The 16,176-nt window shown below is 64.6% G+C and carries 16 protein-coding genes; 2 read left to right on the forward strand and 14 right to left on the reverse strand.

Going from position 1 to position 16,176, the window contains the following annotated elements; all coding sequences use genetic code 11:
• Window positions 1-155: 155 nt before the first annotated feature.
• The 14 genes from ACZ9H4_RS07315 to upp form a co-directional block, all read right to left on the reverse strand.
• Window positions 156-1,142, reverse strand: coding sequence for an ABC transporter permease (locus ACZ9H4_RS07315; protein ID WP_132380169.1), 987 nt, complete (start codon window positions 1,140-1,142; stop codon window positions 156-158).
• Window positions 1,139-2,119, reverse strand: a complete 981-nt coding sequence (locus ACZ9H4_RS07320; RefSeq protein WP_408148488.1) for an ABC transporter permease — start codon at window positions 2,117-2,119, stop codon at window positions 1,139-1,141. The genes ACZ9H4_RS07315 and ACZ9H4_RS07320 overlap by 4 nt, the downstream gene beginning before the upstream one ends.
• Window positions 2,116-3,690: a sugar ABC transporter ATP-binding protein gene (locus ACZ9H4_RS07325; RefSeq protein WP_476118608.1), complete on the reverse strand. Its 1,575-nt coding sequence runs from the start codon at window positions 3,688-3,690 to the stop codon at window positions 2,116-2,118. The genes ACZ9H4_RS07320 and ACZ9H4_RS07325 overlap by 4 nt, the downstream gene beginning before the upstream one ends.
• Before the next feature lie 36 nt (window positions 3,691-3,726).
• Window positions 3,727-4,854, reverse strand: coding sequence for a sugar ABC transporter substrate-binding protein (locus ACZ9H4_RS07330; protein ID WP_476118609.1), 1,128 nt, complete (start codon window positions 4,852-4,854; stop codon window positions 3,727-3,729).
• A gap of 719 nt (window positions 4,855-5,573) precedes the next feature.
• On the reverse strand, window positions 5,574-5,804 hold the full coding sequence (locus tag ACZ9H4_RS07335) for a hypothetical protein (protein ID WP_408148494.1): 231 nt from the start codon (window positions 5,802-5,804) through the stop codon (window positions 5,574-5,576).
• A 1-nt stretch (window position 5,805) separates the two neighbouring features.
• Entirely contained in the window at window positions 5,806-7,275 is a 1,470-nt protein-coding gene (rng, locus tag ACZ9H4_RS07340; protein WP_168661161.1) for a ribonuclease G, read from the reverse strand.
• A gap of 9 nt (window positions 7,276-7,284) precedes the next feature.
• Window positions 7,285-7,914 carry a Maf family protein gene (locus ACZ9H4_RS07345; RefSeq protein WP_476118611.1) on the reverse strand — a complete coding sequence of 210 codons (630 nt, stop codon included), beginning with the start codon at window positions 7,912-7,914 and terminating at the stop codon, window positions 7,285-7,287.
• A 290-nt stretch (window positions 7,915-8,204) separates the two neighbouring features.
• Window positions 8,205-8,675 carry a 23S rRNA (pseudouridine(1915)-N(3))-methyltransferase RlmH gene (rlmH, locus tag ACZ9H4_RS07350; RefSeq protein WP_042327538.1) on the reverse strand — a complete coding sequence of 157 codons (471 nt, stop codon included), beginning with the start codon at window positions 8,673-8,675 and terminating at the stop codon, window positions 8,205-8,207.
• Window positions 8,676-8,740: 65 nt separating this feature from the next.
• Entirely contained in the window at window positions 8,741-9,199 is a 459-nt protein-coding gene (gene rsfS / locus ACZ9H4_RS07355; protein WP_408148499.1) for a ribosome silencing factor, read from the reverse strand.
• 4 nt (window positions 9,200-9,203) lie between these two features.
• Window positions 9,204-9,920: a nicotinate-nucleotide adenylyltransferase gene (locus ACZ9H4_RS07360; protein ID WP_408154048.1), complete on the reverse strand. Its 717-nt coding sequence runs from the start codon at window positions 9,918-9,920 to the stop codon at window positions 9,204-9,206.
• A gap of 52 nt (window positions 9,921-9,972) precedes the next feature.
• Entirely contained in the window at window positions 9,973-10,896 is a 924-nt protein-coding gene (gene hemF / locus ACZ9H4_RS07365; RefSeq protein WP_408153966.1) for an oxygen-dependent coproporphyrinogen oxidase, read from the reverse strand.
• A gap of 232 nt (window positions 10,897-11,128) precedes the next feature.
• Window positions 11,129-12,427, reverse strand: coding sequence for a phosphoribosylamine--glycine ligase (purD, locus tag ACZ9H4_RS07370; RefSeq protein ID WP_408148503.1), 1,299 nt, complete (start codon window positions 12,425-12,427; stop codon window positions 11,129-11,131).
• A 296-nt stretch (window positions 12,428-12,723) separates the two neighbouring features.
• Complete coding sequence (locus ACZ9H4_RS07375; protein ID WP_121316992.1) at window positions 12,724-13,452, reverse strand: YebC/PmpR family DNA-binding transcriptional regulator; 729 nt, start codon at window positions 13,450-13,452, stop codon at window positions 12,724-12,726.
• 532 nt (window positions 13,453-13,984) lie between these two features.
• Window positions 13,985-14,635, reverse strand: coding sequence for a uracil phosphoribosyltransferase (upp, locus tag ACZ9H4_RS07380; RefSeq protein WP_408148504.1), 651 nt, complete (start codon window positions 14,633-14,635; stop codon window positions 13,985-13,987).
• 262 nt (window positions 14,636-14,897) lie between these two features.
• Here upp and ACZ9H4_RS07385 point away from each other — a divergent pair, with 262 nt between their 5' ends.
• The gene (locus ACZ9H4_RS07385; RefSeq protein WP_408148506.1) at window positions 14,898-15,677 is read left to right on the forward strand and encodes an SDR family oxidoreductase; all 780 of its coding nucleotides are present in this window, start codon (window positions 14,898-14,900) and stop codon (window positions 15,675-15,677) included.
• A gap of 94 nt (window positions 15,678-15,771) precedes the next feature.
• Window positions 15,772-16,161 carry a methylglyoxal synthase gene (locus ACZ9H4_RS07390; RefSeq protein ID WP_121316999.1) on the forward strand — a complete coding sequence of 130 codons (390 nt, stop codon included), beginning with the start codon at window positions 15,772-15,774 and terminating at the stop codon, window positions 16,159-16,161.
• The last annotated feature ends 15 nt before the right edge of the window (window positions 16,162-16,176 follow it).

Below are 16,176 nucleotides of genomic sequence, written 5' to 3' on the forward strand. Positions count from 1 at the left end.
GCTCAAGAGGATACTGACGCTTGACGCCGGGCATATTAGCTATGCCTGGAAGATAGCACCGCGGATTGTCGGCGATTCAAGTGACGATGGCGAATGACTCTTGTTGGCCGGTTGCATTCGTTGATTGAGCGCGACTGGCGGGCCAGCGGCTCGACCTACGCCTCTCGCTTGCTTCGCCCATACAGCAGGAGCATCGCCGCGATCACCACGCCGTAGATGATCTGACGCCCCGCCTCCGGCATCTGCGCGACCGAGAGGATCGATTGCAGCAGTGTGATGAGGATCGCGCCGGCCACCGTGCCCAGGTATGAACCCCGTCCACCCAGAATCGACGTGCCGCCGAGCACGACCGCCGCGATCGCCGGCAACAGGTAAGCATCGCCCATCGACTGTGCCGCCTTCGACGCATAGCCCGCGAGCAGCACGCCGCCGAACGCGGCGAACGCGCTGCACACGGCGAAGGCGGTCACCGTGACGAGCCGCGTATCGATGCCAGAAAGATACGCCGCGCGCTCGGTGTTGCCGATCGCGTAAAGCGTGCGGCCGAAGGTCGTGCGCGACAGCAGGAACATCGTGGCGCCGCCGATCACCACCCACAGCGCGACGGCATTCGGCACGCCCGGTACGAGCCAGCCCGCCGCGAGCCAGCGCATCACCTCCGGCGCAGAATCCTGCGGCGACGATCCGCCCGTATAGACAATCATGATGCCCTGCGCGACCGCATTGGTCGCAAGCGTCGCGATCATCGACGGAATGCGCAGCAGTGCGACGAGGATGCCGTTGACGATGCCGATCAGCACGCCGCAACCGATCCCGACCGGAATCGCGAGGACGCGCCCGAGATCGCCGTGCCCCGCGACCGCGCACGCCATCATCGCGCCGACGGTGATCGTCCACGGCAGCGACAGGTCGATGTGGCCGAGCAGGATCACCATCATCAGGCCGGTCGCAATGATGCCGAGGAATGCGCCGACCTTCAGTTGCAGCAGGATGTATTCCGGCGACGTGAAGTTGCGCGAAAACATCCCGCCGACGAGCAGCAGCGCGACGATACACGCGAATGCGATCACGATCGGTTTGTCGATTCTGCGGGTGAGCCTCGACACGAACGTGGTCCGGCCGGTCGCGGAAGCGTGGCTCATTGAAACCACTCCAGACGGTTGCGCACCCTGAACAATCCGCACGCGCCGATCGCGACAGCAAGCAGAAGAATCATGCCCTGAAATAGCGGCTGCCACAGCGCATCGACGTTGAACACGAACAGCAGATCGCCGATGCAACGGAACGCGAATGCGCCGAAGATCGCGCCGATCGCGCTGCCCTTGCCGCCGAGCAGCGACACGCCGCCGATCACTACCGCGGCGATCGAAAACAGCGTGTATGAGTTCGCGCTGCCGAGGCTCGCTTCGCCGGTGTCCGTGAAGAACGTCAGAAACAGGCCGCCGACTGCCGCGAGCAGGCCGGCCAGCGTATAGCTCGCGAACTTCGCGCGGCGGATCGGCATGCCGGACAGGAAAGCCGCGGGTTCGGACGACCCGGTGGCGTATGCCGCTCGCCCGATCGCCGAGCGTTTGAAAGGAATCCAGACGATCACGATCGCGGCGAGCAGAATCACCAGGCTCGCGGGCAGAACGCCGGCGATCTTGCCCGTCAGTGCGTCGGCGAGGTCCTCGTTGATCGATCCTCCGGGCACAGGGCGCAGCAGCAGCGCCAATCCGTAGTAGACGGCGCCCGTCGCAATCGTCGTCACGATCGGCTGCAGCCGGCCGAAAATGATGATCACGCCGTTCAGCGCGCCGCACAGCGCGCCCGCCCCGAGCACGCCGGCGATGCCGAGCGCGCTGTGCAGCGAGTCGCCCGTGACGAGCCACGACCCGATGCAATTCGTCAGCACCAGCATCATGCCGATCGACAGGTCGATGCCGGCGGTCAGCACGACGAGCGCCTGCCCCATCGAGACGAGCGCGAGTAGTACCGCTTTGTTCGCTGCCGTCTGAAATACGTTGGCCGACAACGCCGACGGATAGTTGACGAGATAGATCGCGAACATCAGCACGAACAGGCCGAACGCGAACACCGCTCCGCGATTCTCCGCATACCAGTAACGCAGCCCGCTCATAGCGCCACTCCCGTGGAAGGCACAATCTGTCCGACGGGCAGGTCGAGAGCACTGGCAATCAGGTTCTGCTCGGTGATCGCCGAGCCGGCGAGTTCCTTCTTGATCCTGCCTTCGTACAGTACGAGCACGCGGTCGCAGCAGCCGATCAGCTCGTCATAGTCGGTCGAATAGAAGACGATCGCGGCGCCTTCGTCGGCAAGGCGCCTGAGCAGCTGGTAGAGCTCCTGCTTGGTGCCGACGTCGATACCGCGCGTCGGGTCGCTGAGCAGCAGGATCCTCGGCTGCCGCATCAGCCACTTCGCGATGACGACCTTCTGCTGGTTGCCGCCCGACAGCGAGCTCACGGGCGCGTCGACGCTGAACGACTTGATCGCAAGCAGCTCCATCATCTGCTCGACGAGCGACTGCTGGCGGTCGCGATCGATTATGCCCGCGATGGACATGCGATCGAGTGCGGCAAACGACAGGTTCTCGCGTACCGACATCGGCAGCATCAAGCCTTCGGTCTTGCGGTCTTCCGGTATCAGCGCCATACCGATTTCGTTGGCGCGCGCGGCCGTCGGGCTCCCGATCGACACGGCTTTGCCGTTGATCTCGATCTTGCCAGCGCAGCCGCGCAACACGCCAAACAGCGCGAGCAGCAGTTCGCGCTGGCCTTGTCCGTCGAGGCCGCCCAGTCCGAGGATTTCACCGGCCTGCACCGAAAAGCTGATGCCCCGCAGCGTGTCGCTCCATGCGAGATCATGACAGGCGAGAACCGGCGCGGTGCTGCGGGCGTCCGCGGGCTGGTCCGCCGTTTTGGCCGCGGGCTTGGCAGGAAACGCATGCTGGTACTTCCGGCCGATCATCATTTCGACAACCTCATTGTCGGAGCGCGTGCCGGCTTCGAAGCTCATCACATGACGACCGTTCCGGTAGACCGTGCATTCGTCCGCGAGCGCCTTCACCTCGTGCATGCGGTGCGAGATGAACAGCAGCGCGAGCCCCTCTTCGCGCAGGCGCTTGAGCACCTCGATCACGCGCGCGACGTCGGCCGCGGTCAGCGCCGAGGTGGCTTCGTCGAGGATCAGAATGCGCGGCGCGTGTGCCAACCCCTTCGCCAGCTCGACCATCTGCTGGCGCGACAGCGGCAGGTCCCGGACTTTCGCAAGCGGATTGATGTCGGCAGCGCCCGCTCGCGCGAGCGCCTCCTCGGCCTGGCGGCGTTGGGCCCGCCGGTCGATCATCCCGAAACGTCGCGGCGGGTTCGCAGCGTAGATGTTATCCGCCACGCTCAAGTCGGGGATCAGCGACAGTTCCTGATACACGCAGACGATGCCGGCCGCGTTCGCCTCGGCGGGCGAGGCGAACGAGACCTCCCGGCCGTCGAGGTGCATCGTGCCCTCGTCCGGCTGCACGACGCCGGACATCACCTTCAGCAACGTGGACTTGCCCGCGCCGTTCTCGCCGAGGATCGCGTGAATGCGGCCGCTGCGCACCGTGAGCTCGGCCTGATCCAGTGCGACGGCACCGCCGTAGCTTTTCGACACGCCAGACATCTGAAAGAACGGCTGCTCTGCATCCTGCAGCATGCTTCGTCTCCGGTCACAGCGCGGGCCATCATCCGGTCACTGGTTGCCCTGGTTCTGCTTCATGATTTCCTGCGCAGAGAAATTGATGCCGCATGTCGGAAACGAGTTGCCGACGAAAAAGTTGTCGGAGTCGTTCGGAAAATAGTTGACGCCCGACTTGAGCATCGAATCGTCGGTGACGTCGAGCGGCAGCTTGATCGCCACGGGAACCGTCTGGCCATCCAGTGCAGCGAGTGCCGTCTTGATCGCCACGGCCACCTGCGCTGGCCCGGTGCCCGCCGACGTGCACTTCAGGCCCTGGCTCCCATACTGCGCGCAGAACTTGCGAAAGCCGTTCTCCGTCTCGCCGCCGAAAGGCACGAACGGGTGTTTCGCATCGATCATCGCGCGCACGACGCCCGTGTCGCCGCCTTGCGCCGATATGCCATCGAAATGACCCTGCACGGCAATCGCGTCGGCGGCGACCTTTTGCGCGACCCCGTCGTCCCACTTGCCGTAGACCTGGACGACGTTCCACTTCTTGCCGGTGTCGTCCAACGTTTTCGTGAAACCATTGTGCCGGTCCGTATCAACCGACGTGCCCGCCACCCCGCGAACTTCGAGCACCTTGCCTCCGTTCGGCAGGTGGCCCGCGAGCCATTTGGCCCACAGCGCGCCGAGCCCATACTGGTCGACGTTGACGTTGATCGCGTCTGCGCTGTCCAGCGTGTTGTCGAAAGCGACCAGCACCACACCGGCGTTCTTCGCGCGGCGGATCGCGGGACCGAATGAGGAGGGATTCTGCGCGTTCACGATGACGGCGTCATAGCCGGCATCGATGAAGTTGTTGACGGCCGAGATCTGCGCCGGAACGTCCTCGCCGGTCGAGACGACCTTGAATTCCTTGAGCTTGGCGGCAACGGCCGGTTGCGCGGTGTAGGCCTTGGCCGTCCTGATCATCTGGATACGCCAGGTGTTCGCGATATAGCCGTTCACGAGTGCGATCCGGTAAGGCGCGTTCTTCTTCGGATACTTGATGAACTTCGTGTCGCTCTTCCAGGGGACCATGCAGGTGGGATCGCTGGACGGCCCTGAAACGATAGAAGCCTGCGCGAAAGCCCCGCTTGCGCAGAGCGCCAATGCGGCGCTCGCCGCCGCTCGAAGCACGTGGATTCCTGAAAGCATGTTGCCTCCTTTTTGTTCGACTGGACGTACCGATTGCCTGCGCACATCGCTGGTCGTGGGCTGCCGGCACGGTGTGCGTGAAGCACGGAACCTTGCGGAGTTGCTATAGCGGGACTGGATCGGACTTGCAGAAGGAGCTTTTCAACGGCGCCTCCTCGAAGCGAAAAGAAGGGCATGCGCATACGCGTTCCCGTCTGACAGTACTGGCATACCCATCCACGCGCGATAGTGGTTTACCAGTGAGTCCAACGCACCGGGCGACCGGGCTGAAACGCTTGGTGGATAAGGACGGGGCTGCCGTGAACGGAGGCGGCGCTGCACGGGGATGGGGTGCCATTTTGACGAAGTTCAGCGGTCGCCCGGTGGCTTCGACCATTTCGAGAGCCGCAGAGGGGCGATCTTTCGCACACGTCAACTGACCCAGCGGCCGACGCGATCGCGGCCGACCGGGCCCGGCTATCGACCCAAAGATCGCAGGCCGACTTGCTCACGTTCGATCATCTGGCGGGCTTCGGAGCGAACCGGCCGTTGGAATGACGCCTTCGCATATTGCGTCAACGGCAGCTAATGGCCGGCCGGGGCCGCACGAGATATCTCGCTAGCACGCATTCGCAGGGCGGGTACACCATCGAAAGGCGCCCGCTGAAGTCCGGCTCGCACTCTTCACAGACCACCAGACACGCCACGAATCTCGCGAAATCGACTTTCTAATAAATACCTTACATTTTCCCGGAACCGATGATCGCCTCGAGCTGGATACCGGCACACGGGCTGGCCACGATGACCTTTTTACCCGTCGCGTGTTTGAACACTCCGCGCAGCACGCACCACAGCTTGAACAGGTCGCCATGTCGATCGTACTTCGGAGTAATGCGCCTCCTGGCTACCCATCGCGCCTGCCAGTAAAGGCTTTCTGCGATTTCGAGTGAGCGTAAATAACCGTCAATCAAGCTACATCAAAACAATATCGTACTGCTCCTGACTCAAATTCGACTCCACCTGCAACGACACCGGCTTGCCAATGAAATCAATCAGCATCGCCAGATGCTGCGACTCTTCTTCAAGAAACAGATCAATCACCTGCTGTGACGCCACGACACGAAACTCGCGTGGATTAAACTGCCGCGACTCGCGCAGAATTTCGCGCAACACGTCATAGCAAACCGTCCGCGGCGTCTTGACTTGACCCTTGCCCTGACAAACCGGGCACGGCTCGCACAGCACATGCGCCAACGACTCGCGCGTACGCTTTCTCGTCATCTCCACCAGCCCGAGCTGTGAGAAGCCGTTCACCGTCACACGCGTCCGATCGCGCGACAACGCCTTCTTCAACTCGCCGAGCACCTGGTCGCGATGCTCGACGTTTTCCATATCGATGAAATCGATGATGATCACGCCGCCCAGATTGCGCAGCCGCAATTGCCGCGCGATCGTGTGCGCGGCTTCGAGATTGGTCTTGAAGATCGTGTCGTCGAAGTTGCGCGCGCCGACGTAACCGCCGGTGTTCACGTCGATGGTGGTCATCGCTTCGGTCTGGTCGATCACGAGATAGCCGCCCGACTTCAGATCCACGCGGCGCGACAACGCGCGCTGAATTTCGGCTTCGATGTTGTACAGATCGAAGAGCGGCCGCTCGCCGGTGTAGTGATGCAGTTTCGACGACACCGCCGGCGTGAACTCCGCAGCGAAATCGGCGAGCATCTGATGCGTCTCGCGCGAGTCGACCTGAATGCGCGAGGTTTCATCGTTGACGAAATCGCGCAGCACGCGTTGCGCGAGATTCAGATCCTGGTATAGCAGGCTGGTCGGCGGCATGCGCTGACCTTGCGAAATGATCGTCGCCCAGGTCTTGCGCAGATACGCGACGTCGCCGGCCAATTCTTCGCTCGTCGCATCTTCGGCAATCGTGCGCACGATGTAGCCGCCTTTCTCGTCGGCGGGCAACACGGCGGTCAGACGCGCGCGCACCGCTTCACGCTCGGCCTCGCTCTCGATCTTCTGCGAGATGCCGATATGCGGCTCCTGCGGCAGATACACGAGCGTGCGCCCGGCAATGCTCACTTGCGTGGAGAGCCGCGCGCCCTTGGTGCCGATCGGGTCCTTCACGACCTGCACCATCAGCGTCTGGCCTTCGAAGACGATCTTTTCGATCGGCTGATGCGGCGCCTGATGTTGCGGCTCGCCGGCGATGCGCGGATGCCAGATATCGGCTACGTGCAGAAACGCGGCGCGTTCCAGACCGATGTCGATGAAGGCGGATTGCATGCCCGGCAACACGCGGACGACCTTGCCGAGATAGACATTGCCGACGCGTCCGCGCGACAGCGTTCGTTCGACGTGAAGTTCCTGGACGGCGCCTTGCTGGACGAGCGCGACTCGCGTTTCCTGCGGCGTGACATTGATCAGGATTTCTTCATTCATGGTGTTATTTTAGAAGTCGATGCGCGCTGCACGCAGGAGGGCAGCGGTTTCAAAAAGCGGCAAACCCATGATACCTGAATAGGACCCGTCGATATGTTCGATAAACTCCGCGGCGCGTCCCTGCACGCCATAGGCGCCGGCTTTGCCGAGCGGCTCGCTGCTCGCCGCATAACGACGGATCGCGTCTGCGTGCACTGCAGCAAAGCGCACCTTCGACACCGATAGCGCGGCGGGCAGCAACGCGCCTTCGGCGTCGATCACGGCCACGGCGGTCAGCACTTCATGAGCGCGGCCCGCGAGTCGCGTGAGCATCGCAACGGCATCGTCGGCATCGACGGGCTTGCCGAGAATCGCATCGTCGATCGTGACCGTGGTATCCGCCACGAGGATCGGCCGCGCCGCATGGCCGCCGGCCACCAGCCGCTCACGCGCGGCGTGCGCTTTGGCGATGCATACGCGCTGCACGTAGTCGTGCGCGGATTCGCCGGGCAATTCGGCTTCGAGTGCTTCGGCATCTTCATCGGGACGCGGCAGCAGCAGTTCGAAACGCACGCCGAGCTGTTGCAGCAACTCCTGGCGGCGTGGGCTTTGCGATGCGAGGTAGACGAACGGATGCAGCGAGGCGGCGGGCGTGGGCATGAACGGTCTCGATGAAGCGGATTGCTGGGAATGTGTGAGCAACGGGAGATGATCGCGCGACGGGCGGGCAGGGCGGGCGTCGATCGGCTGCGTCGAGCCGTGTATCGACTCGTTGCATCGATCACGCGTTCTGGCGCACGGGTCGACGCAGCCGATCGACCAGGCACGTCGACCGACGCGGATAACCAGACGACAACGAAGGCCTGCAACGAAGACCGACAACGCGCCCGGCAATCAGCCCCGAACCGCAAGGCGCCAAAACCGCGCGCCCGCTCAGCCGCCGCGTCCGCTCACACGCGGTGATAGGGGTGATTTTGCGTGATGGTCCACGCGCGGTAAAGCTGTTCGGCGAGCAGCACGCGCACCATCGCATGCGGCAAGGTCAGGCTCGACACGCGCAATAGCATGTCGGCGCGCGCCTTCAGATCGGGATCGAGCCCGTCGGCGCCGCCGATCAGAAAGGCCACGTCGCGGCCGTCCTGCTGCCAGGTCGGCAGGGCATTGGCCAGCTGCATCGTGGTCCAGTCCTTGCCGCGTTCGTCGAGCGCGACGATGCGCGCGTTCTTCGGCAACGCGGCTTCGATCTTCTGCCGCTCGGCGGCCATCACGCTTTCCGCCGACCGTCCGGACGAACGCTGCTCGGGCTTGATCTCGCGCAGTTCGATGCGCAGCTCGGGCGGCATGCGCTTCGCGTATTCGTCGAAGCCGGTGGCGATCCAGTCGGGCATCTTGTGGCCGACGGCGAGGATGTGCAGTTTCATCAGCGAGGCAATGAACGAAGGAGTCGCGAACTGAGGTCTACAAGTTGCCAGCCTGCAAAGCCGGCTTACTTGCGACGAGCAGCGGTCTTGCGCGCGGGCTTCTTCACGGCCGGCGCGTCTTCGTCTTCTTCGTCCTCGTCGTCGGGCTCGCTCGAACGCGCGCCGCCGAACGGATCGGGCGTGGACAGTTTGATGCGCACCGGCTTGTCACCCCAGATTTCCTCGAGGTTGTAGTACTGGCGCAGCGCGGGCTGCAGGATGTGGACGATCGCGTCGCCGCAATCCACCAGCACCCATTCGCCGATGTCCTCGCCCTCGGTGCTGATGATGTCGCCGCCGGCTTCCTTCACGCTTTCGCGCACGCTCGACGCGAGCGCCTTGGTTTGCCGGTTCGAGGTGCCGCTCGCGACGATCACACGATCGAACAGCGCGGTCAGGTGGCTGGTGTTGAACACCTTGATGTCTTGCGCCTTGACGTCTTCGAGAGCGTCGACGATCACGCGTTGTAGTTTGCGAATATCCATGGGGTTACCGGTGGTACAGATGATGTTGAAGAATATAGTCCCACACCGCGGTGGGGACATGGCTCGCGGCCTCGCCTTGCTGTTCGCCGCCCGCGAGGGCGAGCCGCTGGCTCACCTGTTCGCGCAGATGCGCGCGAATGTCGGTGGCCGAGACGTTGAACGCAAGCGTCGTATCGATCAGCAAGTGGCCGCAAGGCGTGGCTTGCAGAACGTCGGCGCGGGCACGGCGCGCGTCGATTTCCTGAGCGACCGCCGGTGGAATCGACGCGAGGTCGAAACCGGGCCGGGTGGCCGCGCAAATATGCGCGAACTCGAACAGGCGCCGCCAGTCGCGCCATGTGTCGAGATGCACGAGTTGATCCGCGCCGATCAGAAGCGCAATCGATGCGTCCTCACCTTCGCGTTCACGCCAGCGTTGCAGCGTGTCGATCGTATAGGTCGGGCCGTCGTGATCGATTTCGTCGGTCGCGACGCGCACCGTCACGCCCGGCAGCGCCAGCGTGCCGGCCGCCGCGCGCGTCATCGCGAGCCGGTGCACGGCCGGCGATACGTCCGCTTTCTGCCATGGCTGGCCGGCCGGCAGCAGCACCAGCTCGGTCAGTTGCAGCACCTCGGCGAAACGCCGCGCGAGCGCGAGATGGCCGTCGTGGATCGGATCGAAAGTGCCGCCTAGCAGGCCGATCCGGCGAGGCAGGGCAACAGGATGAGCGTTCGGCTTCAGGTGAAGGTCCTTTGTCGTGGCCGCGTGGAAGGCATGGTGCGCGCAATGCGCGTCACACCCACTCGCGCGGCACGAGAAAATCGCTGTAAAGACGCGCTTCCGGCGTGCCCGGTTCGGGATGCCAGTTGTAGCGCCAGTTCACCACAGGCGGCATCGACATCAGGATCGATTCCGTGCGTCCGCCGCTCTGCAGTCCAAACAGTGTGCCACGGTCGAAGACCAGATTGAACTCGACGTAGCGGCCGCGCCGGTACGCCTGGAATTCGCGCTCGGCTTCGCCGTACGGAATGTTGCGGCGCTTTTCGATGATGGGCAGGTACGCTTTGAGGAACGCATCGCCGACGCTTCTCACCATCGCGAACGATTGATCGAAGCCCGGCGCCGAGAAATCGTCGAAGAAAATCCCGCCGATGCCGCGCGCTTCGTTGCGATGCTTCAGGAAGAAATACTCGTCGCACCAGCGCTTGAAACTCGGGTAGAGGTCCGCGCCATAAGGCTGCAGCGCATCGCGGCAGGTGCGATGGAAATGCTGGGCGTCTTCCTCGTAGCCATAGTACGGCGTCAGGTCCATGCCGCCGCCGAACCAGAACACCGGCTCTTCGCCGGCCTTGGTTGCGATCAGCAGGCGCACGTTCATGTGCACGGTCGGGCAGTGCGGATTGTGCGGGTGCAGCACGAGCGACACGCCCATCGCTTCGAAGCCGCGCCCGGCCAGTTGCGGACGCGCCGCGCTGGCCGAACCCGGCAACGCGTCGCCCGCGACGTCCGAGAAACCGATGCCGGCCCGTTCGAAGAATTTGCCGCCTTCGAGAATCCGCGTATAGCCGCCGCCGCGCAGCTTTTCGCCCGGACCACGCTGCCATGCGTCGGTCGCGAACGGCGTGCCGTCCAACTCGCCGAGCGTGTCAGCGATATGCGTTTGCAGGCCTTGCAGCCAGTTGCGCACGGCCTGTATGTCGTAGCTCGAATCAGTCATGAATGCGGATGCTGGGGGCGGCACGCTCGTCGTACCGCGGTTTTTCGGGAAAGGCGACGGCCGGGCCTGTGTCAGGCACAAACCTGCGAAGGCGCGGCGTACGGTGTTTCGCGTCCGGCGGCGGGCTTTCGCCTCACCCGGCCCACCGGCTGCGGCGGGTGCGGAAAACCCGCTGGGTCGCGCCCGCAGTGTAGCGCCGTTGGCGCCGCCCGCGGGCGAGCGGGGTGGTGGCTTACTGCTTGCCCTCGGTCCGGGTGTCCTGCTTGCGGTTCAGCGCACGGTAGCCGATGTCGCGGCGATACTGCATGCCGTCGAACGAGATCTGGTTGATCGTGTCGTATGCGACCGACTGCGCGGTGCGCACCGAATCCGCCAGGCCGACCACGCACAGCACCCGGCCGCCCGAGGTGGTCAGCTTGCCGTCGGCGAGCGTGGTGCCGGCGTGGAAGGTGACCGAATCCGCGGTTTCAGCGGGGATGTCGTTGATGCGGTCGCCCTTGCGCGGCGTGTCCGGATAGTTGTGCGCGGCGATCACCACGCCCAGCGCGGTGCGGCGGTCCCACTCCAGCTCGACCGTATCCAGCGTGCCGGCAATCGCCTGCTCGACCACCTTCGAATAGTCGCCCTTCAGACGCGCCATGATCGGCTGCGTTTCGGGGTCGCCCATGCGGCAGTTGAATTCGAGCGTCTTCGGGTTGCCTTGCGCGTCGATCATGAGGCCGGCGTACAGAAAGCCGGTGTAGCGGATGCCTTCCTTCTCCATGCCGCGCACCGTCGGCAGGATGATTTCGCGCATCACGCGCGCATGCAGTTGCGGCGTGACGATCGGCGCGGGCGAGTACGCGCCCATGCCGCCGGTGTTCGGACCCTGGTCGGCGTCGAGCAGACGCTTGTGGTCCTGGCTCGACGCGAGCGGCAGCACGTGCTTGCCGTCGACCATCACGATGAAGCTCGCTTCCTCGCCGGCGAGGAATTCCTCGATCACGACGCGCGCGCCGGCATCGCCGAGCTTGTTGTCCGACAGCATCATGTCGACCGCGGCATGTGCTTCTTCCAGCGTCTGCGCGACCACCACGCCCTTGCCGGCGGCAAGTCCGTCGGCCTTGATGACGATCGGTGCGCCCTTGGCGTCCAGATACGCATGCGCGGCGGCGACGTCGGCGAAGGTCTCGTATTCGGCGGTCGGGATCGCGTGGCGCTTCATGAACGCCTTCGCGAAGTCCTTCGAGCTTTCGAGCTGCGCGGCCTCTTTGGTCGGCCCGAAAATCTTCAGGCCGCGCGAGCGGAACAGGTTGACGATGCCGGCCGCGAGCGGCGCTTCCGGCCCGACCAGCGTGAAGGCGACCTGTTCCCGTTCGACGAAATCGGCGAGCGCGGCCGGCTCGGTGATGTCGATGTTGCGCAGACGCTCGTCCTGCGCAGTGCCGCCGTTGCCCGGCGCGACGTAGACGAGCTGAACCCGCGGCGATTGCGCGAGCTTCCATGCGAGTGCATGTTCGCGACCGCCGGAACCGACGACGAGTAACTTCATGTGAATCCCCGAGACTTAAAAACCATAAACGGCTGAAGCGGGAAGCTCAGCCGTGCAATAAATAGCGAGATTCGCGCCGGGTCGGCCTGCGCCGGCCAGGAAGCCGGTGGACCGAATCCGGGACGAACCCGAGTGACGATGACCAGGCGGGCGCGCAACGCTGCACCCGTGTTCAAAACGCCCGTTCAGCGGCAAACAGCAGCAATAAGCGGCAACGCGAGGGGCAGCCGGCAGCGCGGCGCGGAGTTCGGGTTCGACCCACGTGAACCCGCGCGCCGCGCGCTGCCGGAGCACGCTCATTCGTCGGCGATCGCGGCGTTTGTATAGACTTCCTGCACGTCGTCCAGATTTTCCAGTGCGTCGAGCAGCTTCTGCATTTTCACGGCGTCGTCGCCGGTGAACTCGACTTCCGTCTGAGGCTTCATCGTGACCTCGGCCAATTCGGCCTTGAAGCCCGCGGCTTCGAGCGCGGTCTTCACCTTCGGGAAATCGTTCGGCGGGCACAGCACTTCGATACTGCCGTCTTCGTTCGTGACGACGTCGTCGGCGCCGGCTTCGAGCGCGGCTTCCATCAGCTTGTCTTCCGGCGTGCCGGGCGCGAACAGGAACTGGCCGACGTGATCGAACATGAACGACACCGAGCCGTCCGTGCCCATGTTGCCGCCGTTCTTCGAGAACGCGTGACGCACTTCCGCGACCGTGCGGGTGCGGTTGTCGGTCATCGTGTCGACGATCACCGCCGCGCCGCCGATGCCGTAGCCTTCGTAGCGGATTTCTTCGTAGCTCGCGCCGTCCACACCGCCCACGCCGCGCTGGATCGCGCGGTTGACGTTGTCTTTCGGCATGTTGGCGTCGTACGCCTTTTCGACGGCGAGCCGCAGACGCGGGTTCGAGTCGATGTCGCCGCCGCCCATGCGCGCCGCGACCTGAATTTCCTTGATGAGCCGCGTCCAGACCTTGCCGCGCTTGGCATCGGCCGCTGCTTTCTTATGCTTGATGTTGGCCCATTTCGAATGACCCGCCATACCTTTCTCCGTCGCGCGCGCCAGCGGGGCGCACGCATAGTGCAATTGTCGTTGCGATGTCGGGCGCTTGCGTGACGCGCGCCTCGATGTCAAAGCGTCTGGTGTGAGACCGCCCGGCGGCTGCCTGTTCGGACTCGCCGCCTGCAGCCGACCGTTCCCAGCTAGCCGCCTGTGTCGAACCGTCTTCAGCCGGCTCCTGCACCTGGCCTCGCGGACCAGAGGCGGCTGCGCGGATGAAGCGGGGCGGCGGGCGGGCGGCAAACCCGGCACCAGCCTGGCGAGTGCCGCGTCAAGGCGCGAAGCGGCGGTGCAGACGGGCGGTGCAGACGGGCGGTGCAGACGGTGACGCAGGTTGAACCGTTCTTTGAGCGGATTCGAATTTTATCACGCCGCAAGGGGGCGGCAGAGGGTGACGTGGCCGGAAAGTAGCTGGAAAGCCGTTGAAAACGACGTGGAAAGTGCAGAATCGCGGGCCGCCGGCGGCCTTTCCTACCTGCCGCCAGCGCTTTTTCAGCCCACGATCAACTCACCCTCAATTCTTCGTGCCGAACAGCCGGTCGCCGGCGTCGCCCAGACCCGGCACGATGTACGCGTGCTCGTTCAGGTGCGAATCGAGCGAGGCGACGTACAGCTTGACGTCCGGATGCGCGTCCTGGAACACCTGCACGCCCTCGGGCGCGGCCACCAGCGCGAGAAACATGATGTTCCCGGCGGCCACGTTGCGGCGCTTGAGCACGTCGACTGCGTGCACGGCGGAGTAGCCGGTCGCGACCATCGGATCGCACAGGATGAACACGCGGTCCTCCAGGTCCGGCAGGCGCACCAGATATTCGACCGGGCGGTGATCGTCGGCGCGGTACACGCCGATGTGGCCCACCCGCGCCGACGGCACCAGCTCCAGCAGGCCGTCCGACATGCCGATGCCCGCACGCAGCACCGGCACGATCGCGAGCTTCTTGCCGGCGATCACCGGCGCGTCGATCTCGACGAGCGGCGTGGTGATGCGGCGCGTGGTCATCGGCAGGTTGCGGGTGATCTCGTAGCCCATCAGCAGCGTGATCTCGCGCAGCAGCTCGCGGAACGTGCGCGTCGAGGTGTCCCGGTCGCGCATATGGGACAGCTTGTGCTGGATCAGCGGGTGATCGAGGATGAAAAGATTGGGGAAGCGGCTGTCCTGGGTCATGGCGGGGGCGCAAGCGGCGCAAGAGAGATCAATCGGGATCGATCGGAGATCGGTTCGGCGTGCCGCCCGCGCCGCCAGGCGGCTGGCCGGCGGACGCGCCACGGCGCAAGTTTACCGAAAGAGTGCCGCCCGAAGATACCGGAGATTGCGATCGGCGGGCGCGGCGCCCGGCACAGTCGGGCACCGATTCTTCTAGAATCGGGGGGAACTTTGCAACGCCGGGCGCGCCGATGCGCCGGCACAACGTCACGAGGACGCATCCATGGACATGGGAATCGCAGGACGCACCGCGCTCGTTTGCGCGGCCAGCAAGGGTTTGGGACGCGGTTGCGCGCAAGCGCTCGCCGCCGAGGGCGTCAATCTGACGATCGTCGCACGCACCGCCGAGACGCTGGAGGCGACCGCGGAAGAGATCCGCAGGCAGAGCGGCGTCGAAGTGAAAACGGTAGCGTGCGACATCACCACGCCCGCAGGCCGGGCTGCCGCGCTCGCTGCCTGTCCGCAGCCCGACATCCTCGTCAACAACGCGGGCGGCCCGCCGCCGGGCGACTTCCGCAATTTCACGCACGAGGACTGGATTCGCGCGCTGGAGAGCAACATGCTCACGCCGATCGAGCTGATCCGCGCAACCATCGACTCGATGAGCGCGCGCGGCTACGGGCGCATCGTCAACATCACGAGTTCGGCGGTGAAGGCGCCGATCGACGTGCTGGGCCTGTCGAACGGCGCGCGCTCGGGGCTCACCGGTTTCGTCGCGGGACTCGCGCGCAAGGTGGCGCCGACCGGCGTGACGATCAACAACCTGCTGCCGGGCCTGTTCGACACCGACCGCATCGCGGTCACGTTCGAGGCGCAGGCCAAGGCGCAAAACATTTCCATCGACGACGCGCGTAAGCAGCGCATGAAGACGATCCCCGCCGGCCGCTTCGGCAACCGCGACGAATTCGGCCGCGCGTGCGCGTTCCTGTGCAGCGTGCACGCCGGGTACATCACCGGGCAGAACTGGCTGATCGACGGCGGCGCGTATCCGGGCACGTTCTGAACGTGCGGCAATGCCGGCGCCGTGACTCCGGCATTGCCGCCCAGCATCATTACAACAACGACAATCACAACAACGGTTTCAGGAGTCTTACGTTATGACCACCCGCATTGCGCTGATCGCGCACGATCACAAGAAGGACGACATCGTCAAACTGGCCGGCGAATACGTCGACACGTTGCGGCGCTGCGACATCATCGCGACCGGCACGACCGGCGGGCGCATTGCCGACGCGCATGGCCTGACGGTCGAGCGGATGCTGTCGGGTCCGCATGGCGGCGACCTGCAGATCGGCGCGCAACTCGCAGAAGGACGCGTCGACATGGTGATCTTCCTGCGCGACCCGATGACGCCGCAGCCGCACGAACCGGACATCAACGCGCTGGTGCGCGCGTGCGACGTGCATAACATTCCGTGCGCGACGAACATCTCGACGGCGCGCATGGTGCTCGACGTGCTGACCATGCGCCTCACGCAGCAAGTCTGACGGCGCGCGTACGCG

This window comes from Paraburkholderia sp. TE9906 (genome assembly GCF_056279605.1).